Genomic DNA, 18,655 nt, shown 5'->3' with positions numbered 1-18,655 from the left:
ATCCTCGACCCGCCGACTACTCGGCCGCGCAGGCCGGACGGCGAATCGGGGATTCGTTCACGAACTCGGACCTACGGCTGCCACCAGGGGCGCAGCGGCAGATTCGTGGTTCCGTCGAGCTGCATCTTGGTCGCCAGGACGTGGTGCAGCTGCACGATGTCCCGTTCGAAGCCGATGCGGCATCCCGCCATGTACAGCCCCCACAGACGGGCGGTGCCTTCGCCGACCTCGGCGACCGCCTCGTCCCAGTTCGCGACGAGGTTGGCGTTCCAGTCGCGCAGCGTCATCGCGTAGTGGTGGCGAAAGTTCTCCTCGTGCAGCACTTCGAGGCGCGAGACGTCCTGCATCTTCGAGATGATGGTGCCCGATCCCGTGAGTTCGCCGTCGGGGAACACGTAGCGGTCGATGAACGGGCCGGCCTTGCTCCGCGAACGGTTGTCGGGGCGGGTGATCGAATGGTTCAGGATGAGGCCGCCGGTGCGGACCTTGTCGCGCATGAATCCGAAGTACTTCGGGTAGTTGGCGACGCCGATGTGCTCGGTGAGTCCGATCGACGAGATGGCGTCGAAACCCGTTTCGGTGACGTCGCGGTAGTCGCTGAAGCGGACCTCCGCGAACTTCGACAGCCCCTGCTCCTCGATCGCCTGCTGCGCCCACTTGGCCTGCTCGCTGGAGAGGGTCACTCCCAGTGCGTGGACGCCCTGGCGCGCGGCGTACCGGACCATCCCGCCCCAGCCGCAGCCGATGTCCAGGAGACGGTCGCCGGGCTGCAGGTTCAGCTTGTCGAAGATCAGCCGGTACTTGTTCTCCTGCGCCTCCTCGAGGGTGGCGTCGGCGTTCGGGTACACCGCACAGGTGTAGGTCATCGATTCGCCGAGCACCAGCTCGTAGAAGCGGTTCGAGACGTCGTAGTGGTAGTGGATGGCCTCGGCGTCACGCTCGCGGCTGTGTCGCAGCCCCTCGGCGAACCGGCGCCAACGGGGCAGGCTCTCCTGCGGGGGCGGTGGGATCAGCTTGAAATGCTCGAGCCCGATGGCCCTCGCCACCTGAGCCATCTCCAGCGGGCTCGGCTTGGAGAACTTCAGATCGGCGGCCAGTGCCTGCAGTGCGCTGTACGGGTCGCCGGGATGCGCGCCGATCAGCTCGAGGTCGCCGGAGACGTAGGCCCGGGCGAGCCCGAGGTCGCCGGGCGCCGTCACGAGGTACGTGGTGCCGCGCGAGGTCTTGAGATTCAGTCCGTACTCGGCGTCCTCGGGGCCCGCGGTGCTGCCGTCGTATGCCGTGATCCGTACGGCGAGATCGTCGCCGACGAGGGTTTCGAAGATCTGGGCCAGCTTCATGCGCGTTTCACCGCTTTCTCGTAAAGGCCGAGCAGACGGCCGCGGGGATCGTAGCGACGCTTGAGATCGTCGTACGCCTCGCCGCCGTAGAGGTCGTCGAATTCTTCCGGGCCGTAGAAGGATTCGGAGTAGAGGGACTTGTGTCCGCCCAGCTCGCTGACTTTCTGCTCGATGATCCGGTTGGTGTGCCCGGGCCGGCCGGGGGTGACGGGCACCCCGGACCAGAACCCGATGTTGACGTAGAACTTCCCGCGCTCCAACGGATACAGGGTCCACGGCTGGACGGTCTCGTCGTCGCCGGCGACGGCGATCGGCGACGGCTCGGCCAGTTTGAGCGGACAGAGCCAGATCGGTTCGATCGGGATCTCGGCCAGGAACCAGTCGACGAAATCGGCCGTTCGCTCGATCGGGACCTCGATGTCCTGAACCACCCGCTCGGTGGGCGGCAGACCTTTGACGGCGTTCAGCTTGTCGCCGATGTTCCACCGCTGGTCGTATCCGATCAGCTTCCAGTAGAAGCTGCTGCGCAGGTACTTGGCGGGCCAGAACCGGCGGATGCGCGGATTCTGGGCACCGAATGCGCGGGAGCACCAGAACCAGTCGGTGTCCCAGCGCCAGAGATAGTCACGGATGGTCAGCCGATCGCGTTTGGGTTCGGCGCCGTCGTGCTGGATGGATCGGTAGAAGATGTTCGCGTTGGTGTAGTCGCTCACCGGGCCGGGCTCGTCGGTCTGCCGTCCGAGCACGGCGTACGCCTCGTCGGAGGTGAAGACGACCCCGTCGAGATAGTCGACGCGCTCGCCGCGGTATTCGCGGTCGGTCGCGACCCGGTCGAGCAGATCCTGGAGCTCGCGGGTGCTGTGCACGCGAACGTGACGCAACTCGACGAAGGATGGAACCGGTTCGAGCCTGATCTTGAGTCGGACCGAATACCCAAGCGTCCCATAGGAATTGGGGAATCCGAAGAACAGGTCGCGGTGCTCGTTGTCGGGTGTCGCGACGATCAGTTCGCCCGATCCGGTCAGGATCTCCATCTCGAGCACCGACTCGTGCGGGAGACCGTTGCGGAACGAGGTGCTCTCGATACCGAGCCCGGTGACGGCGCCGCCGAGGGTGATCGTCTTGAGCTGCGGGACCACCAGGGGCACGAGGCCGTACGGCAGAGTCGCATCCACGAGGTCCTCGTAGGTGCACATCCCCGCGACCTGCGCGGTCTGTTCCTCGGGATCGACCGAGATCACGCGATGCAGTTCGGAGACGTCGAGACCCGGAGCGGACGTCTCGGCCCTCTTGCGGAACAGATTCGACGTCTTCTTCGCCAGTCGCACAGTGGCGCCGTCGGGGATAGCTCGGTAGCTGTCGAGAAGTTTCTGCTTGCCGCGCGCGAAGGCGGCATCGTCGTACTCGGATGCGTTCAAAGCCACATTCCTACCGTAGCCTGATCGCCGTACGGTGAACGAAGTGAATCGGACCCAAGACGAGTTCAGAAGGAGCCTTCCGACGTGGGACAGGTAACAGCCAGCGCAGCAATCCAGATCAACGCAGCTCCCGAGGCCGTCAGTGCGGCCCTGGCCGACTACGCGAACGTGCGCGAGGGCGTTCTTCCCGAGAACTACCGCGACTATCGCGTCGACGAGGGCGGCAACGGTTCGGGAACGGTGGTCCACTGGATTCTGCAGGCCACCGAGAAGCGCAAGCGCGACGTGCTGGCCGACGTGACGGTCGCGGGCGACACGATCACCGAGACCGATCGCAATTCGACGATGGTCACCACCTACCGCGTCACTGCCGAGGGCACCGGCTCGCGCGTCGAGACCACGACGAGTTGGAAGGGCGCGGGCGGCATCGGCGGGTTCTTCGAGAAGACCTTCGCCCCGAAGGGACTCAACCGCATCCAGACGGCCCTTCTCACCAATCTCAAGCAGCGTCTCGAGAGCTGAGCTGAGCCGCAGGGGACGCCGCCGCGTCAAACCGCTGACCGCCCGGGACGGCATCGATGCCACCCGGGTGGTTCTGCGTCTGCCGGACGGCCCCGGCGGGTGGTCGGTGCGTGAGGCTCTCCTCGCGGCTCCGGTCCTGACCGGCGTCACTGCGGCCGATCTGGAGTTGCGGTCGCGCACCGGTGAACTGGTCGACGCCGACGGCCGTCCGGTCGATCTCGATGCGCCGGTGCTCCGACCGGTTCCGGTGTACCTGTACCGCGACCCGCCGCGGGAGCTGCCGGTGCCCTTCGACATGCCGATCCTGCACCTGGACGACGATCTCGTGGTGGTCGACAAACCGCACTTCCTCGCCACGATGCCGCGCGGAGCGCATGTGGCGCAGACGGCGCTGGTGCGGTTGCGTCGCGAACTCGGCTCCGACGACGTGGCCCCGGCACACCGGCTCGACCGGTTGACGGCGGGCGTGCTGCTGTTCACGCGCCGCCGCGAGGTGCGGGCCGCCTATCAGGAACTCTTCGCGCAGCGGCGCGTTCGCAAGGAGTACCGGGCCATCGCGCCGGCGGACGCCGCTCTGGCCGGCGGCGTGCGGATCGAGAACCGGATCGTCAAGACCGCGGGCGACCTGCGTGCCCGCGTCGTCGAGGGCGAGGTGAACGCGATCAGCGACATCGAACTGTCGACCCGGCTCGGCGACGGGCTGGCCGAATACCGTCTGGCGCCGCACACCGGCCGCACCCACCAGCTCAGGATGCACATGGCTCAGCTCGGCGTCCCGATCGTCGGCGATCCGCTGTACCCCGAGGTCGACGCCGACCTGGCGGCCGCACCGGATCGCGGTGACTTCTCCCGGCCCCTCCGGCTCGTCGCCGCGGCGCTGGAGTTCACCGATCCGTTCAGCGGTGAGCGCCGGGAGTTCCGCACCGCCCGCTGAGCGTCGGGCGCGGGGATCGGCGGCGCGTATCCTCGCGGTCGTGGCGATCATCGGATCCTTCGAACGGCACCCGGACCTCGGCTGCGAGGGTGTGGTGTTCCTCGACGAGGACTCGGACGCCTGCTTCCAGTTGCTGCGCGATCTTCCCGGTGGTCCCCGGGCCGGTGAATACTGTGTGACCACGGGCGCGAGCGCCCCGGTGTACGGGGGCGTCGTGCAGTGGCGCCGTGTCGGTGACGACCGTTTCGAGTTCGCGCTCGCACCGCGGGCGGCTCGACTCTTCGGCGACGAGGTGCTGTCGTTCCGCGTGGTACCGGGTTCGGGCACCACGGTCGCCGAACTCGCCGAACACGTCGAGCGTCTCCTGGCCGGTCCCGGCGACTACCCTGGGAGTCGTGACTGACGCATTCGACCCCAGTGCGCTGTTCGGCGGCGCCGGCGGCGACAACCCGATGGCCGGGCTGATGGCCCAGGTTCAGCAGATGCAGACCCAGATGGAGACGGCGCACGCGGAGATCTCCGCGACGTCGGTGGTGGGGTCGGCGGGCAACGGACTGGTAACGGTGACCGGCGACGGCGCCGGGACGGTCTCCGCCGTCGAGATCTCGCCGGAGGTGGTCGATCCCGCGGACGTCGAGACGTTGCAGGATCTGATCGTCGGTGCGTTCGCCGACTTCGTGGCTCAGCGCGATGCGCTGGTCGCGGAGAAGATGGGGCCGCTGGCGGGCGGCGGACTGCCCGGCCTGGGCTGACGGACTGGCGCATGTACGAAGGCCCGATCCAGGATCTGATCGACCAGCTCGCGAAACTTCCCGGGCTGGGTCCCAAGGGTGCTCAGCGGATCGCCTTCCACCTGCTCGCGGGCGAGAACGTGGAGATCGACCGGCTGATCGCCGCCCTCGGACACGTGCGCGACGACGTCACCTTCTGCGTCGAGTGCGGCAACGTCGCCGCCGATCGGCTGTGCCGCATCTGCGGCGACCCCCGCCGGGACGTCACGAAGATCTGCGTGGTCGAGGAGCCGAAGGACATCTACGCGATCGAACGGACCAAGGAGTTCGACGGTCGCTACCACGTCCTCGGCGGTGCGCTCGACCCGCTGTCCGGCATCGGCCCCGACCAGCTCCGGATCCGCGAACTGCTGCGTCGTCTGGGCGACCAGCCCGACGGCCAGGACGTCTCCGAGATCATCGTCGCGACCGATCCCAACACCGAGGGCGAGGCGACGGCGACATATCTGCTGCGCATGCTCAAAGACTTCCCCGGGCTGTCCGTGACCCGTCTGGCGTCGGGACTTCCGATGGGCGGCGACCTCGAGTTCGCCGACGAACTGACCCTCGGCCGCGCGCTGTCCGGTCGGCGCATCCTGGTCTGAGCGTTGGCCGACGACCACCTTCCACCGGCGGAGCGCGATCCCTCACCGCAGGACTGGGCGTGGCTGGCCGACGAGATCGCGGTCCGCGGAGGGCTGACCGACGCCATGGTGGCGATCGACGGTCCGTCGGGGGCGGGCAAGAGCACGTTCGCAGCGCAGCTCGTCCGTGCGCTCGCCGAGCGCGGCCGCGCCTCAGTGCTGGTCAGCACCGACGACTACGCGACGTGGGACGACCCCGCCTCGTGGTGGCCGGAACTGGTTCACGATGTGATCCGCGCCTACGAACGGCGTCACGACTACTTCTATCGGCCCCGGGTCTGGGTGGACGGCCGACCGGAGGTGGGGCCGGAGGTCTGGATGCGGTGGCAGCCGATTCTGATCGTCGAGGGCGTGACGTCGGCGCGGCGCTGCACGGCCGATCGTTTCACGCATCGGTTCTGGATCGACGGTCCTCCCGCCGCCGACCGGTTGCGCCGAACCGTGCAGCGTGACGGCGAGGCCGAACGCGATCATCTGGCCCGGTGGCAGGACTTCGAGGAGGGCTGGTTCGCGGTCGACGACACGCGGGCGAGGTGCCGGGTGCTCGGTTAGCGAGCGGCGGCGAGCCGTTCCCGGCGCAGCCGGTCCACCTGCGGCAGGTCGAGAGGCTCCAGTTCCGTGCCGACCGCCTTCGACAGCAGATAGTCGGCCAGTTCGGGATTCCGTGCGAGGACCGGGCCGTGCATGTAGGTGCTGACGACACTGCCTTGCACGGCGCCTTCCACGCCGGCGCCGGCGCCGTTGCCGACACCGCGGCGGACCCGGCCCAGCGGTGCGGCCGCGGCGCCCAGGGAGGTCGCGCCGCGGTGGTTCTCGAACCCGGAGAGCGGTTGGCTGAGACCGTCGATGATCGGTGCGGTCACGAGCTCGCCGATCGCCCGGGACTGCCTCGGAGAGGTGGTGAGGTCGAGCATGCTGATCCCCGCGACGCGCTCGCCCGCAGCGGTCTCGTACCAGTGACCCAGCACTTGGATCGCCGCGCAGATCGCGAGCACCGGGCGTCCGGCGTCCGCCGCGCGCTGCAGCCCCGGATACCGCTGCAGATGACGGGTGGCGAGCCGCTGGGCGTAATCCTCGGCGCCGCCGAGGGTGTAGACGTCGAGCGACTCGGGTACCTCGTCGTCGAGCGTGATCGAGACGATCTCGGCGTCGATGGCTCTCATGCGCGCACGCTGTCGCAGGACGAGGGCGTTTCCGCCGTCGCCGTAGGTGCCCATCACATCGGGAAGCACCAGACCGATCCGCAGGGTCGATTCGCTCATCGGGCGTTGTCCTCCACAGTGTTCTCGACCGGCCGGGCTCCGGCGCGTTCCAGTGCGACGCCGAGGTCGCGGAATGCGGTGTAGTTGGCGAGCACTTCCACTCGGCCCGGTGGACAGGCGGCGATCGCCGCGAACGGATCGTCGGTCACCGTGTGCTCGGCGCCCGCGTACAGCAGACGCACCGAGAGGTCGGCGGCGCGCTCGCCCGAGGCGACCACCTCGACCTGCTCGAACTCTTCGAAGCGCACGTCCCAGAGCCACGAGAGGTCTTCCCCGTCGGGGACCTGCCCGTTCACCGCGATCACCAGACTGTCGGCGTCGGTGTCGATCATCGCCAGGGCCTCCTGCCAGCCGGCCGGATTCTTCGCCAGCAGGGTCCTGATCCGATGGTCGCCCAGCTGCACGGTCCCGTATCGGCCGGCCACTTCGCCGACGGTGCCGACGGCCGCGACGGCGTCCGCGGGGTCGGCGCCCATCGCGACGGCGGTCGCGACGGCCTGGGTGGCGTTGCCGCGATTGGCCCGGCCCGGCACCCTCAACGCCATCGGTGCGACGAACCCGTCCGGGCCGTAGATCTTGTCGTCGTCGAACCACCACTGCGGGGCCGGGCGCCGGAAGCGCTCGTCGCCGGTCGAGTACCAGCCCTCACCGTGCCGCACGATCGGCTCTCCCGACCGCGGGCAGCTCACCGAGTCGCCCACCCAGCCGGCCCCCGCGGCCACCCACACCACGTTCGGAGCGTCGAAGGCCGCCGAGGTGACGAGCACGTCGTCGCAGTTCGCGACCACCACCGCGTCCGGGTGGCGGGCGATTCCCCCGCGCAGACTCTGCTCGATGATGTTGATCTCGCCGACGCGGTCGAGCTGGTCGCGGGAGAGGTTCAACAGGGTGAAGACACGCGGCGACGTGTTGTCGGCGACGTGGGCCACGTGCAGTTCGTCCACTTCCAGCGCGGCGACCGGGGCGTCGGGCTGGAGGCTGAGCGTCGCGATGATGCCCGCGTCCATGTTGGCGCCGTCGGCCTGGGTCGCCACTTCGCCGAGCCCGGCGAGGGCGGCGGCGGTCATGCGGGTGGTCGTCGACTTGCCGTTGGTTCCGGTGATCAGCGCGATCTCGCGGCCGGCGGCGAGCCGGAGCATGATGCGCGGATCGATCTTCTCAGCGACGAGGCCGCCGATCATCGAGCCCTTCCCACGGCCGGCGGCACGCGAGGCCCAGCGGGCCGCGGCAGCGGCGGTGAGTGCCACGCGAGTGCGGACGGGCGGGCGCGGACGGTCAGGGATGCGGCGGGCTTCCGACATTCCACGAGTTTCCCATATCCGGGGAGCACGATCGCCCGGCGCCGACTGTGAGGGCGGTGACAGCCCAGCTCACGCGTGTCGCGGCAGCGTGCGGTCGGTCAATGTCAGGGTCGCCGCGCACAGGCCGATCGCCATGGTGGCCCATCCGACGATGTGGAACCCGGCGTCGGTGGCCCGACTGCCGAACGCCGCGGCGATCAGGCCCGCGGAGGTGATGGCGCCGATGTACGCGAAGGTCCGGTACAGGCCGGATGCGACGCCCACCTGGTCGGCCGGGGACTGCATGAAGAGGGCCGCCTGGTTGGCGAAGCTGTTCAGGCCGTTCGCCAGACCGACCAGCAGCGACATGGCGAGGATCGCCCAGACCGGGGCGTCGTGGCGCAGCGCGAGCATCACGGCTCCGGCCGCGCAGAATGCCATGCCGGTTGCGATCAGCGGGCTGCGGACGGTGCTGCGCCGGGAACAGACGGCGGCGACGACGATACTCGTCGCCGACATCGGAGCGAGGAGCATGCCGACCTGCGTCGGCCGGTAGCCGGCCGCGTCCTCCATCCACTGGCTGACGCCGTACATGGTCGTGTACATGCCGAGCGAGGCGAGCGTCTGCCGCAGATAGGTGCGGATCAGCGGGCGGTTCGACACCAGCATCCGGACGTCGATCAACGGAGTCGAGAACCGGCGTTCCCATCCGATGAGGACGGCGGTCGCCGCCACGGCCACCGCCGCGAGCCACCACGTCGACGCGCTGGGCGAGTCGATGAATTGGAGTGCGCTGACGATCGCCACGGCGAACGCCACGATGCCCAGAGGGTCGACGGCGGTCAGAGTCCGACGCAGGTCGGTCGGCTAGGCCACGGTGTCCTTCGGCACACCGGTGAGCACCAGGAGCAGAGCGGCGAGGGCGGCGGGAACATTGATGAAGAACACCGCTCGCCAGCCGAAGACGCCGGTGAGGACGCCGCCGATCGGCAGTCCGACCATCGCGATCACCTGTCCGGTGATCGAGAAGACGCCTAGGATCCGGCTGGGCACTCCGACGCCGGCGGCGTCCGACCGCTTGCGGATCAGCGACATCGCCATCGGATACGCGGCGGAGGTGCCGACGCCGAGCAGTGCGCGGGAGGCCACCAGCGCCCCGAACGACCAGCCCGCTGCGCCGATGACGCCGGCGGTCAGCACGAGCCCGATCCCCGCGATCATCACGCGCCGCTCGCCGAACAGCGGGCCCAGCTTGCCCATGGTGGGCTGGGCGACGGCGCTGCACAGATAGAGCACCGAGATCAGGATCGCGGTGTCGGCGGGGCCGCGGTGGAAGTCGACGCCGATGCCCACCATCGCGGTCGCGATCAGCGAGCTGTTGATCGGGTTGAGGACCGACGCCAGGATCAGCGGCGCGGTGAATCCGATGCCGAACGGATGGGCGTCGAGGCGGCGGTCGGTGTCTGTTCTCACGCCCGGGTCAGCGCAGCGATGACGTCCGCGGCCGATCCCGTCTCGGCGACCTTCGGCAGGACGGAGGCGGCGCTGTAGGCGTGCCGCGCCCCTTCGCTGTCCGAGCAGGCGTCGAGGGCGACGGTGACGTTGTATCCGAGCTCGTAGGCCTGCCGCGCGGTCATCTCGACGCCGATCGACGTCGACACGCCGACCACCACCACCTGGGTGACGCCACGCTCGCGCAGCAGTCGGTGCAGGGGCGTCTCGGTGAAGGCGCCCGGCGACCGCTTCGTGACGCGCCACGCGTCCGGGGCGTCGGAGAAGGGCGCTACCGAGTCGCTCCAGCCGGAGGGGAACTCCATGGGCGGGCCGGAGAGGTCGGTGCGGCCGGGCGGCACGGCGTCGACGGTGACGATGACCACCGGCAGCCGTCGCGCGCTGAACGCGTCGGTCAGCGCCGCGGAACGCTCGACCACGTCCGCGAAGCTGTGCGGTGCGAGGTCGCGGCCCGACAGCCCCTTCTGGAGGTCGATGACGATCAGGGCGGCGTCGCGGTCGAGTGCGGTGACAGGCATGGTGATCCTTTCGTGGGGCGGAGGTGCTTCAGGGCTGGTCCGCGATGCGGCCGAGCAACTCGATCGCATCGGCCAGGCGGGCCACCTCGTCCGGAGTGAGGGCCGCGTCGACGGCGTGCGCGAGCCAGTCCGCTCGCTGGAGCCGTCCGGTGGTCAGTTCCGTGCGGGCGTTCTTGGAGAGGGCGAGCAAGGTGCGGCGGCGATCGGTCGGATCGGGGGAGCCGACCACCAGGCCGGCGTCGGTGAGGGCGGCGACGATCGCGGCCATCGACTGCTGACGCATACCGTGCGCACGGGCGAGATCGGCTGTGGAACAGGCGCCGTGGCGATCGAGGTAGCCGATCACGGCCGACTGCGAACGGGTGAGGTCCAGGACCGACGAATTGGCCCTCAGTTTCCGGTTCAGCTCGGCGATCGTTGCGCGCAGACGGTTTCCGACTTCGGCGGACGAGTGCTGGACCATGAGTGCAACTCTAGCAATTAGACAGCTAACTGCACAGTCAACTGTTCTTATCTGAGGGGTGACCCGATGAGTTGACGGTGATAAGTTCTGCACTGTGAGTCGCGCAACAGCAGTCGAACTGCCTATGTCATTCAAGATCCAGCGGACCGCGCTCAAGGCGTCGGCCAAACTGCCCGCACCCGTGCGGAAGGCGATGAGCCGCCTGACGACGGTGAACGGCGACGGTGATCGTCTCGACCCGATGCTCGCACTGGTCGTGACCGCGGCGGCCTACATTCCATCGTTGGCGCTGGTCGGCGATCTGGTTTCCCGATCACGGCAGTCGATGGACTATCACAGCGCGATGATGGCGGAGGCCTTCGAGCCGTTCGCCGTCGAAGAGGATCTGGTGATCGACACCGACGCCGGAGGCGTGCCCGTCACGCGATACAGCCTCGAGGGCAAGGGCCGAGGACTGATCGTCTTCTATCACGGCGGCGGGTTCGTCCTGGGCAGCCGGGCCAGCCACGACTCGGTGGTCCGGGCGCTCGCGATCGCCTCGGGCGCCGACGTGCTGTCGGTGGATTACCGGTTGGCCCCCGAGCACCTCTTCCCGGCGGCGGTCGACGACTCCGTGGCGGCTTGGCGCTACGCCGTCGAGAAGGCGCCGGACTGGGGCGTCGATCCGCGGCAGATCGCGGTGGCCGGTGATTCCGCGGGAGGCAATCTCGCTGCGGTCGTCGCACAGCAGGTGCGTGGCGAGGAGATCACCCCGTGTCTGCAATTGCTGATCTATCCGGTGGTCGACATGTCGCGGAAGCGGCCGTCGGTCCATGAGTTCTCCACCGGCTACTACCTCACCGAGGAACAGATCGACTACTTCTGCGACACCTACCTGGCCTCGCGCGACCAACTGTCCGATCCTCGGGTCTCGCCATTGCTTGCCGAAGATCTCTCCGGGTTGTCGCCCGCCCACGTGGTGGTCGCCGGGTTCGACCCGCTGCGGGACGAAGGCCTCGAGTACGCGGCTGCGCTCGAACAGGCCGGCGTCCCGGTGACCGTGGAACGCGCCGGGACGATGATCCACGGATTCGCGAATATGGCGCTGCTGAGCCCGGACGCGCAGGCCACCGTCCGGCGGATGGGCGAGGCTGTGGCGAAGGCGGTCGCCTCGGCCGGATAGAGGGTCCGCCCGGCGCTCCCGCCGGGCGGACGTCCTCGCCCCGCCTGGGCCGCTACACCGCGATCCGCACGGGCTTCGGCATCAGTTGGGCGGCCGCTGCACCGACCGCGACCAGTCCGATCATCACCAGGAACGAGACCCGGTAGCCGGTGGCGAGGCCGTATGCGCTCGACACCGACGAGTACACCGTGCCGATCACCGCCGCACCCGTCGCCACCGACAGTGCCTGCACGGTGTTGAACACGCCGGACGCCGCGCCGGCGAGCCCGACCGGCACGTCGTTCAGAACCAGCAGGCCGGCGGCCCCGACGATGAGTCCGAAACCAGCGCCTGCGACGATGAGTGCGACGGTGAACCACAGGGCCGGATGGGCCGAGCGGTCGGCGACGATCATGGACGTCATCCCGACGATGAACACCCACGCTCCGCCCTGCAGGACGTGCTTGCCGAATCGGGCGGCCAGGACAGTCGCGGACAGACCGGCGAAGACGGGTACGGCGATCGAGAACGGCACCCACATCAGGCCGGTGTGCAGGACCGACCAGCCGTGCGCGGCCTGGACGTGCAGGGACTGGACGAGGAAGTACCCGCCGGTCGGGATGCTCAGTGCGGTGAACGCGGTCAGCCCCGCGGTGAACGAACGAGACCGGAACACCGCGGGCGGAACCAGCGGTGTTCCGCCTGCGCGAGCAGTGATGACCTGCCGCCGAGCGAAGAGTGCAAGGCCGGCGACGCCCGCCGCCATCATGACGAATCCCCAAGCGGGCCAATCATTCTCCGGTCCCAGTGTGACCGGCGCCATCAACGCTGCCAGCGAACCGCCGAGCAGCGCCGCGGAGATCGGCGTGATGGGCGCGGGACGGGAAGCGTAAGTCTCCGGGATGAAGACGCGCGCCGCGACCAGGGCGAGCAGCGCCACCGGGACGTTGATGAGGAACACCGGCCGCCACGAGAGTCCGAACCAGTCGCCCGAGGTGATGACGGCGCCCAGCACCGGACCGGCCACGGCGGCGATCCCGATGACGGAGGTGAACAGTCCCATCGCGCGGCCGCGTTCGGCGGGTGGATAGAGCACCTGGATGTTGGTCAGCACCTGCGGGATCATCAGTGCCGCCGCGGCACCCTGCAGGATCCGGAACACGACGAGTTGCGTCGGCGTGTCGGCGAGACCGCAGGCCAGTGAGGTGACGCCGAAGGCGACGAGACCGATGAGGAACAGTCGGCGTCGACCGAACCGATCTCCCAGACGGGCACCGAGCACGAGCCCGGTCGCGTAGGCGAGCGGATAGCCCGCGACGATCCACGACATCGCGGTCGGCGACGCGCCGAGATCGGCACTCATCGTCCGCAGTGCGACGTTGACGACCGTGGCGTCCATCAACTCCATGAACGACGCCGCCAACAGGCAGACCAAGGCGACGGTCCGGGCGCGCCCGACGATCGGCGGACTGTCCAAACTCCTCGTGGACGCGGTTGCCAGGGGAGGGGGCTCGGCTGTGACGGTCATCGGGAACTCCTGTGGTGATGGGGGTCTGTTGCACCGATGACGCTACGAACCATTGCGGACGATTCCCGTCCGGAAGAGCGGCGGATAATCCGGTCAGTTTCTGTCCGTTGTTTGGGGCATGATGCAGTCATGGCCGATACGACGACGCGGACGCTGAAGCTGCTGGCGCTGCTCCAAGCGCACCGCCTGTGGTCGGCGGTGGAACTGGCCGACCGTCTGGAGACCACCGAGCGGACCGTGCGCCGCGACGTCGAACGGCTTCGGGATCTCGGCTATCCGGTGCAGTCGGTGCGGGGCAGCGGCGGCGGATACCAACTGGCTCCCGGCGGGTCGCTGCCGCCGCTGGTTGTGGACGAGGAGGAGGCCGTCGCGATCGTGAGTGCGCTGCGGACGGCCGCGCACGGTTCGGCCGCCGGTATGGCGGAGGCCTCGGTGCGGGCGCTGGCCAAGGTGATGCAGGTGCTGCCGCCTCGGCTGCGCCGGCGTGCGGATGCGCTGCGGGCCATGAGCGTGTTGCTCCCCGGCGAACAGCAGGCGCCGGCCGTGGACGCCGAGACCCTGACGACAGTGGCATTGGCGTGCCGGGACGCGACGGAGCTCACCTTCGATTACGCGCCCGCACCGCGGGCCGGACGTGCGTCCGGCACTCGCCGCACCGAGCCGCTGCGGTTGATTCCCGTCGGTCGCCGGTGGTACCTGCTCGCGTACGACCTCGATCGTCAGGACTGGCGCACGTTCCGGCTCGACCGGCTCAGCGCTGCTCAACCGCAGAAGCGGCGGTTCGCGCCGCGTGCGGTGCCGGGCGGCGACCCCGCGGCCTATGTGCGTGAGAGCCTGCGCGGAGGCCGGGACCAACTCCAGGTGCGCGCCGTGGTTCACGCCGAGCCGGAGGCGGTGCGCGGCCGCATCGGCCGGTGGTCGGAGGTCACCGAGCACCCCGACGGCTGCCTGGTCACCATGCAGACCGACGATCCGGGGTGGATCGCGCTGGCGCTCGGCGGACTGGACGCCGACTACGAGTTCGTCGAGGTTCCGGCCGACGTCGTGCGCGCGTTGCGTGGACGCAACGTGCGGGAGGCTCGGGCGCTGTACCTGTCGGAGCGATAGCTTCCGGTCAGCGAGCTGTGAGCCAATCCAGGTACGCGGCGCCTCGCGGTGAGATCTCGCAACCGACCTCGTGACTGATCGTCAGGCCGTACGGCCCACCGGCGAGCCACGGCGGCGGATTCGGTGTTCGCACTCGCACTGTTTTGACCAGTTCTGTCGTCTATTCGGACGACGACCCGCCGGTAAAGAGGACTTTTGTGCCTCTGGTCACATTTCGCGATTCCCGGCCACGGCTTTCCTGACATACCTGTCCTACGAACGTTGTCAATCATCCCAGTGAAGGATTCTTGAATGAGACTGTCCACCAGCCGAGTGCTCGCCGTGGCGAGCGGATCGGTACTTCTAGCCGGAGCGATGGTGGTCGTCGACGCGCCGGCCTCGGCGGCGACGACCGACACCACCTTCCAGTCGATCTGCGTGGCGAGTTCGATCGTGACGGTCAAGAAGCCTGTCGGCAACACGATCACCGTCGACGCTCCGGAGTCGGTGTCCGAGGGTGAGAAGTTCACGATCCGGATTCAGCCGAACCCGTCCTCGTTCCCCGACAAGGATTCCGGTGCCACCACCACCAACCTGTCGCGTTTGAAGTACGACTTCGCCGTCCCGGCGAACTCCACCTTCGTCAGCGCCGATGTGGTGGCGGGATCGTCCGTCGGCCTCAGTGGCGTGGCGCCGAATGTTCTGCTGGTCGACAACAGCGGGAATGTGAGCCCGACGGGCTCGGTCATCAGGCTGTCGGGCAACAACCAGGTCATCGCGAACAGCCCTACGTCGAGCACGAACAGCGAGGGCGGCATCGTCATCCCGAAGACGAAGAAGAACCTCGACGGCACCACCAATTCGAGCGGTGAGACGTGGTTCCGCATGCCGGCGATCGACGTGACGCTGAAGGCGGGCACCGCCGGCGTCATCGAGCCCACCGTGCGGATCGCGGGTAACGCCGCGAACCAGAACGCGAACGAGAACTTCAGTACACAGTTGGCGAAGGCCAGTCTGTTCGGTACTCAGTGGGCCCCGACCCGTTGCTCGCCGCGCGACAGCGACGGTGGCCCGACCAATGCCGGCGCCGGTCCGCTCGCCACCATTCGCGTGGATGCCGCGCCGGTGGATGAGGACACGGTGACCACCTTGTCGGTGCCGGGCGCCGCGACGACCGGTGACGAGGTGACGTTGTCGGCGTCGGTGTCACCGAATCCGGGTGGGGGCACTGTGCAGTTCAAGGCTGATGGAGCGAATCTGGGTGCTCCGGTGGCTGTCTCCGGCGGTGCGGCTGTGCTGAAGCATTCGTTCGCCTCGGCCGGGGACAAGGAGGTCGCCGCGGTGTTCTCGGGTGCGGCCGGGTTCTCCGGCTCGACGTCGGAGGCCAAGACCATCAAGGTCTCCGATCCCGAGCCGAGCGAGACGGAGACCACGGTGAAGGTGATCGCTCCCGCGACCGCGAAGCCGGGTGCCGCAGTGGAGCTCAAGGCGGAGCTGACGCCGGCCGACCTGACCGGCGGGACAGTGCAGTTCAAGGTCAACGGCGACGACGTCGGCGGGCCCGTGACGGTCTCCGGCGGCGCGGCGAAGCTGCAGCACGCGTTCGCGGCCGCCGGAGACTTCACCGTCACCGCGGTCTACAGCGGCACGGCGGGCCATTCCGGTGCTATCTCCGGTCCGGTCATCGTCTCGGTGAATGACGACGCCGATCCTCCGACTCCCGGAACTCCCGACGGCGACGGAAGCCTCGGCAGCAGCAGCGGCAGTCTGGGCGGCGGTGTCGTCTCCGACCTCGTCCGAGGACTCTTCTGACAGCCGGGCACCGGGCGTGAACGCACCGAACCCCGCGAGCTTCGGCTCGCGGGGTTCGGTGCGTTCGGGGTTCAGTGCTCGGTTCGGCTGCGACGCGGGCGCGTCAGGGAGCCCACGTGCGGGCGCCCTCGGCGACGGTCTCGGCCGGCGTCTCGGTGCGGAAGGCCCGGTTCACCGCGGAGACGACGGCGCGCAGGCTCGCGGTCGTGATCGACGAGGCGATGCCGACGCCCCATACCGTCTCGCCGTTGATCTCCGCCTCGACGTAGCTCGCGGCCTCGGCATCGCCGCCGGCCGTCATCGCGTGCTCCGAGTAGTCGAGGACCCGGACGTCGTACCCGATGGTCGACAGTGCGTCGACGAAAGCGGCCAGCGGACCGTTGCCCGATCCGGAGATCTCCTTCTCGGTGCCGTCGACGAGAACCGTCGCGGTCACCGAGTCCTCGCCGTCGTCGGTCTCGGCAGCCGAAACCTGCTGCCGCACCCGCTCGAGTGGCTTCACGGGCTCCAGGTACTCGCGGGAGAACACGTCCCACATCGCCTTCGGGTTCACCTCGCCGCCCTCGCCGTCGGTGATCTTCTGGATCTCGCGGCTGAACTCGATCTGCAGTCGACGCGGCAGATCCAGTCCGTGGTCGGCCTTCATGATGTACGTGACGCCGCCCTTGCCGGACTGGCTGTTCACCCGGATCACGGCCTCGTAGTTGCGGCCCACGTCCTTCGGGTCGATGGGCAGGTAAGGGACCTGCCACAAGATGTCGTCGACGTCCTTGTCGGCTTCGTCGGCGTCGACCTTCATCTGGTCGAGGCCCTTGTTGATGGCGTCCTGATGGCTGCCGGAGAACGCGGTGTAGACCAGGTCGCCGCCGTACGGGTGCCGCTCGGGAACGTTCAGCTGGTTGCAGTACTCGACGGTCCGGCGGATCTCGTCGATGTCCGAGAAGTTGATCTGCGGGTCGACACCGCGGCTGAACAGGTTCATGCCGAGAGTCACCAGGCAGACGTTGCCGGTGCGCTCGCCGTTGCCGAACAGGCAGCCCTCGATCCGGTCCGCGCCCGCCATGTAACCCAGTTCGGCGGCCGCGACGCCCTCGCCGCGGTCGTTGTGCGGGTGCAGGCTCAAGATGATCGAGTCACGGCGCGCCAGATTCCGGTGCATCCATTCGATGGAGTCCGCGTACACGTTGGGCGTCGTCATCTCGACGGTCGCGGGCAGGTTGATGATCAACGGCTTGTCGGGGGTCGGGGCGATCACCTCGGAGACGGCGTCGCAGACCTCCTTGGCGTAGCTCAACTCGGTGCCCGTGTAGCTCTCGGGGGAGTACTCGTAACGCCAGTTGGTGTCGGGGTACTTCTGCTCCTCGGCCAGGCACAGCTCGGCCGCGTCGGTGGCGATCTTGGTGATCGCGGCCTTGTCAGCGCGGAATACGACGCGGCGCTGCAGGACCGACGTGGAGTTGTAGAAGTGGACGATCACGTTCTGCGCGCCGGCGCAGGCCTCGTAGGTGCGGGCGATCAGTTCCGGGCGGGCCTGGGTCAGCACCTGGATGGTCACGTCGTCGGGGATGGCGCCCTCGTCGATGATCTCGCGGACGAAGTCGAAGTCGGTCTGGCTCGCGGAGGGGAAGCCCACCTCGATCTCCTTGTAGCCCATGCGGACCAACAGATCGAACATGCGTCGTTTGCGGGCCGGGCTCATCGGATCGATCAGAGCCTGGTTGCCGTCGCGCAGATCGACGGCGCACCACATCGGTGCCCGGTCGATCACCTTGTCGGGCCAAGTGCGGTCGGGCAGCGCGATCTTCTCGACCTCATCGGCGAAGCTGCGGTAGCGGTGGACGGGCATCGCCGAATTGCGTTGCGGGTTCCAGCTGGGCTGGCCGTCCGGGATGGGTCCGTTGGGCTCGACGATGCGGCTCGGACCGGAGGTGAAAGCGTCTGCTGGTGCCATGAGGGGTCAATCTCCTGATCAAAAGAAGGGGTTTTGACCGGCGCGTGAAGAGGCCCCGCGACGGAGGGCCGGTCGGATCAGACCCCGCCGCGGCAACCGAGGAGGAGTGCACGCTGCATGACATCAACGATAGCACTTGAGTCCGGCGATGCCGGGGCCGGTTGCCATCACAAGAAGTTAGGTTAGGATCACCTTGTTTACAAATTCTTTAGAGAAATGGAGACGAGATGGGCAGCAGCGGAAGCGTGCAGTGGCATGAGGTGCCGATCATCGGCGACCTCGGGGTCGCCTTCGCACAGTCCGATTTCTACAACAGCGTCTGGCTGCCGGTGTGGGACGGATTCGCCATGGGTGTGAATGCGATTCTCGGGCAAGAGATTCTCTGGCACCGCTGATCCGTGAACGGATGCGCCGAGTAGGCGCACTCCTGCGGCAGGGCGCGGGTCTCGACTGTGGACGTCGGGGCCCGCGTCT

20 protein-coding genes are annotated in these 18,655 nt (G+C 68.3%); 10 read left to right on the top strand and 10 right to left on the bottom strand.

Features of this window, described 5'->3' with window-relative positions:
* Positions 1-71: 71 nt before the first annotated feature.
* Together ACK8HH_RS16965 and ACK8HH_RS16960 are read right to left on the bottom strand one after the other, a co-directional pair.
* Positions 72-1,340: a class I SAM-dependent methyltransferase gene (locus ACK8HH_RS16965; protein WP_006897408.1), complete on the bottom strand. Its 1,269-nt coding sequence runs from the start codon at positions 1,338-1,340 to the stop codon at positions 72-74.
* Complete coding sequence (locus ACK8HH_RS16960; protein WP_278127468.1) at positions 1,337-2,758, bottom strand: FAD-binding oxidoreductase; 1,422 nt, start codon at positions 2,756-2,758, stop codon at positions 1,337-1,339. Before ACK8HH_RS16960 ends, ACK8HH_RS16965 begins: the two co-directional genes overlap by 4 nt.
* An 84-nt stretch (positions 2,759-2,842) precedes the next feature.
* Between ACK8HH_RS16960 and ACK8HH_RS16955 the strand changes: the two genes are divergently transcribed.
* The 6 genes from ACK8HH_RS16955 (at position 2,843) to ACK8HH_RS16930 (ending at position 6,180) form a co-directional block, all read left to right on the top strand.
* On the top strand, positions 2,843-3,280 hold the full coding sequence (locus ACK8HH_RS16955; protein ID WP_278125360.1) for an SRPBCC family protein: 438 nt from the start codon (positions 2,843-2,845) through the stop codon (positions 3,278-3,280).
* Positions 3,281-3,347: 67 nt separating this feature from the next.
* On the top strand, positions 3,348-4,214 hold the full coding sequence (locus ACK8HH_RS16950; RefSeq protein WP_278125359.1) for a pseudouridine synthase: 867 nt from the start codon (positions 3,348-3,350) through the stop codon (positions 4,212-4,214).
* A gap of 40 nt (positions 4,215-4,254) precedes the next feature.
* Positions 4,255-4,617, top strand: a complete 363-nt coding sequence (locus ACK8HH_RS16945; RefSeq protein ID WP_039867793.1) for a hypothetical protein — start codon at positions 4,255-4,257, stop codon at positions 4,615-4,617.
* Positions 4,610-4,966, top strand: coding sequence for a YbaB/EbfC family nucleoid-associated protein (locus tag ACK8HH_RS16940; protein ID WP_006897403.1), 357 nt, complete (start codon positions 4,610-4,612; stop codon positions 4,964-4,966). Before ACK8HH_RS16945 ends, ACK8HH_RS16940 begins: the two co-directional genes overlap by 8 nt.
* An 11-nt stretch (positions 4,967-4,977) precedes the next feature.
* The gene (recR, locus tag ACK8HH_RS16935; protein WP_006897402.1) at positions 4,978-5,589 is read left to right on the top strand and encodes a recombination mediator RecR; all 612 of its coding nucleotides are present in this window, start codon (positions 4,978-4,980) and stop codon (positions 5,587-5,589) included.
* A 3-nt stretch (positions 5,590-5,592) separates the two neighbouring features.
* On the top strand, positions 5,593-6,180 hold the full coding sequence (locus tag ACK8HH_RS16930) for a uridine kinase (RefSeq protein ID WP_006897401.1): 588 nt from the start codon (positions 5,593-5,595) through the stop codon (positions 6,178-6,180).
* Here ACK8HH_RS16930 and ACK8HH_RS16925 read toward each other — a convergent pair.
* From ACK8HH_RS16925 to ACK8HH_RS16900, 6 genes are all read right to left on the bottom strand, one after another.
* The gene (locus ACK8HH_RS16925) at positions 6,177-6,890 is read right to left on the bottom strand and encodes a type 1 glutamine amidotransferase (RefSeq protein ID WP_006897400.1); all 714 of its coding nucleotides are present in this window, start codon (positions 6,888-6,890) and stop codon (positions 6,177-6,179) included. The two genes, ACK8HH_RS16930 and ACK8HH_RS16925, sit on opposite strands and share 4 nt — an antisense overlap.
* Positions 6,887-8,191: a MurT ligase domain-containing protein gene (locus tag ACK8HH_RS16920; protein WP_045537266.1), complete on the bottom strand. Its 1,305-nt coding sequence runs from the start codon at positions 8,189-8,191 to the stop codon at positions 6,887-6,889. The genes ACK8HH_RS16925 and ACK8HH_RS16920 overlap by 4 nt, the downstream gene beginning before the upstream one ends.
* A gap of 69 nt (positions 8,192-8,260) precedes the next feature.
* Positions 8,261-8,989, bottom strand: a complete 729-nt coding sequence (locus ACK8HH_RS16915) for an MFS transporter (RefSeq protein ID WP_278125357.1) — start codon at positions 8,987-8,989, stop codon at positions 8,261-8,263.
* 48 nt (positions 8,990-9,037) lie between these two features.
* Positions 9,038-9,643: an MFS transporter gene (locus ACK8HH_RS16910; RefSeq protein WP_278125355.1), complete on the bottom strand. Its 606-nt coding sequence runs from the start codon at positions 9,641-9,643 to the stop codon at positions 9,038-9,040.
* Positions 9,640-10,200 carry an isochorismatase family protein gene (locus tag ACK8HH_RS16905; protein WP_278125353.1) on the bottom strand — a complete coding sequence of 187 codons (561 nt, stop codon included), beginning with the start codon at positions 10,198-10,200 and terminating at the stop codon, positions 9,640-9,642. Before ACK8HH_RS16905 ends, ACK8HH_RS16910 begins: the two co-directional genes overlap by 4 nt.
* A gap of 28 nt (positions 10,201-10,228) precedes the next feature.
* On the bottom strand, positions 10,229-10,663 hold the full coding sequence (locus ACK8HH_RS16900) for a MarR family winged helix-turn-helix transcriptional regulator (protein ID WP_278125351.1): 435 nt from the start codon (positions 10,661-10,663) through the stop codon (positions 10,229-10,231).
* Positions 10,664-10,787: 124 nt separating this feature from the next.
* Here ACK8HH_RS16900 and ACK8HH_RS16895 point away from each other — a divergent pair, with 124 nt between their 5' ends.
* A complete protein-coding gene (locus ACK8HH_RS16895; RefSeq protein WP_156479396.1) occupies positions 10,788-11,825 on the top strand; it encodes an alpha/beta hydrolase in 1,038 nt (345 codons plus the stop codon).
* 52 nt (positions 11,826-11,877) lie between these two features.
* On the opposite strand, the gene ACK8HH_RS16890 is transcribed toward ACK8HH_RS16895, so the two are convergent.
* Positions 11,878-13,332, bottom strand: coding sequence for an MFS transporter (locus ACK8HH_RS16890; RefSeq protein WP_062366380.1), 1,455 nt, complete (start codon positions 13,330-13,332; stop codon positions 11,878-11,880).
* A 129-nt stretch (positions 13,333-13,461) separates the two neighbouring features.
* On the opposite strand from ACK8HH_RS16890, the gene ACK8HH_RS16885 reads away from it, so the two are divergent.
* Positions 13,462-14,439 carry a helix-turn-helix transcriptional regulator gene (locus ACK8HH_RS16885; protein WP_006897393.1) on the top strand — a complete coding sequence of 326 codons (978 nt, stop codon included), beginning with the start codon at positions 13,462-13,464 and terminating at the stop codon, positions 14,437-14,439.
* Between the two features lie 291 nt (positions 14,440-14,730).
* Positions 14,731-16,230: an Ig-like domain-containing protein gene (locus ACK8HH_RS16880; RefSeq protein ID WP_278125348.1), complete on the top strand. Its 1,500-nt coding sequence runs from the start codon at positions 14,731-14,733 to the stop codon at positions 16,228-16,230.
* A gap of 103 nt (positions 16,231-16,333) precedes the next feature.
* On the opposite strand, the gene leuA is transcribed toward ACK8HH_RS16880, so the two are convergent.
* A complete protein-coding gene (gene leuA, locus ACK8HH_RS16875; protein ID WP_278125346.1) occupies positions 16,334-18,181 on the bottom strand; it encodes a 2-isopropylmalate synthase in 1,848 nt (615 codons plus the stop codon).
* 227 nt (positions 18,182-18,408) lie between these two features.
* Between leuA and ACK8HH_RS16870 the strand changes: the two genes are divergently transcribed.
* On the top strand, positions 18,409-18,576 hold the full coding sequence (locus ACK8HH_RS16870) for a hypothetical protein (protein WP_278125345.1): 168 nt from the start codon (positions 18,409-18,411) through the stop codon (positions 18,574-18,576).
* The last annotated feature ends 79 nt before the right edge of the window (positions 18,577-18,655 follow it).

The sequence above is a fragment of the Gordonia sp. LUNF6 genome (genome assembly GCF_047041125.1).
Classification (GTDB): domain Bacteria; phylum Actinomycetota; class Actinomycetes; order Mycobacteriales; family Mycobacteriaceae; genus Gordonia; species Gordonia sihwensis.
Note: the sequence above shows the minus strand (reverse complement) of the source record. Positions and strands in the feature narration are given on the sequence as shown.

Bases quoted from the DNA above. Each gene is read 5' to 3' on its own strand.
- ACK8HH_RS16965 (WP_006897408.1), bottom strand. From the start codon at position 1,340: ATGAAGCTGGCCCAGATCTTCGAAACCCTCGTCGGCGACGATCTCGCC.
- leuA (WP_278125346.1), bottom strand. From the start codon at position 18,181: ATGGCACCAGCAGACGCTTTCACCTCCGGTCCGAGCCGCATCGTCGAG.
- ACK8HH_RS16920 (WP_045537266.1), bottom strand. From the start codon at position 8,191: ATGTCGGAAGCCCGCCGCATCCCTGACCGTCCGCGCCCGCCCGTCCGC.
- ACK8HH_RS16905 (WP_278125353.1), bottom strand. From the start codon at position 10,200: ATGCCTGTCACCGCACTCGACCGCGACGCCGCCCTGATCGTCATCGAC.
- ACK8HH_RS16870 (WP_278125345.1), top strand. From the start codon at position 18,409: ATGGGCAGCAGCGGAAGCGTGCAGTGGCATGAGGTGCCGATCATCGGC.
- recR (WP_006897402.1), top strand. From the start codon at position 4,978: ATGTACGAAGGCCCGATCCAGGATCTGATCGACCAGCTCGCGAAACTT.
- ACK8HH_RS16895 (WP_156479396.1), top strand. From the start codon at position 10,788: ATGTCATTCAAGATCCAGCGGACCGCGCTCAAGGCGTCGGCCAAACTG.
- ACK8HH_RS16900 (WP_278125351.1), bottom strand. From the start codon at position 10,663: ATGGTCCAGCACTCGTCCGCCGAAGTCGGAAACCGTCTGCGCGCAACG.
- ACK8HH_RS16885 (WP_006897393.1), top strand. From the start codon at position 13,462: ATGGCCGATACGACGACGCGGACGCTGAAGCTGCTGGCGCTGCTCCAA.
- ACK8HH_RS16890 (WP_062366380.1), bottom strand. From the start codon at position 13,332: ATGACCGTCACAGCCGAGCCCCCTCCCCTGGCAACCGCGTCCACGAGG.
- ACK8HH_RS16880 (WP_278125348.1), top strand. From the start codon at position 14,731: ATGAGACTGTCCACCAGCCGAGTGCTCGCCGTGGCGAGCGGATCGGTA.
- ACK8HH_RS16925 (WP_006897400.1), bottom strand. From the start codon at position 6,890: ATGAGCGAATCGACCCTGCGGATCGGTCTGGTGCTTCCCGATGTGATG.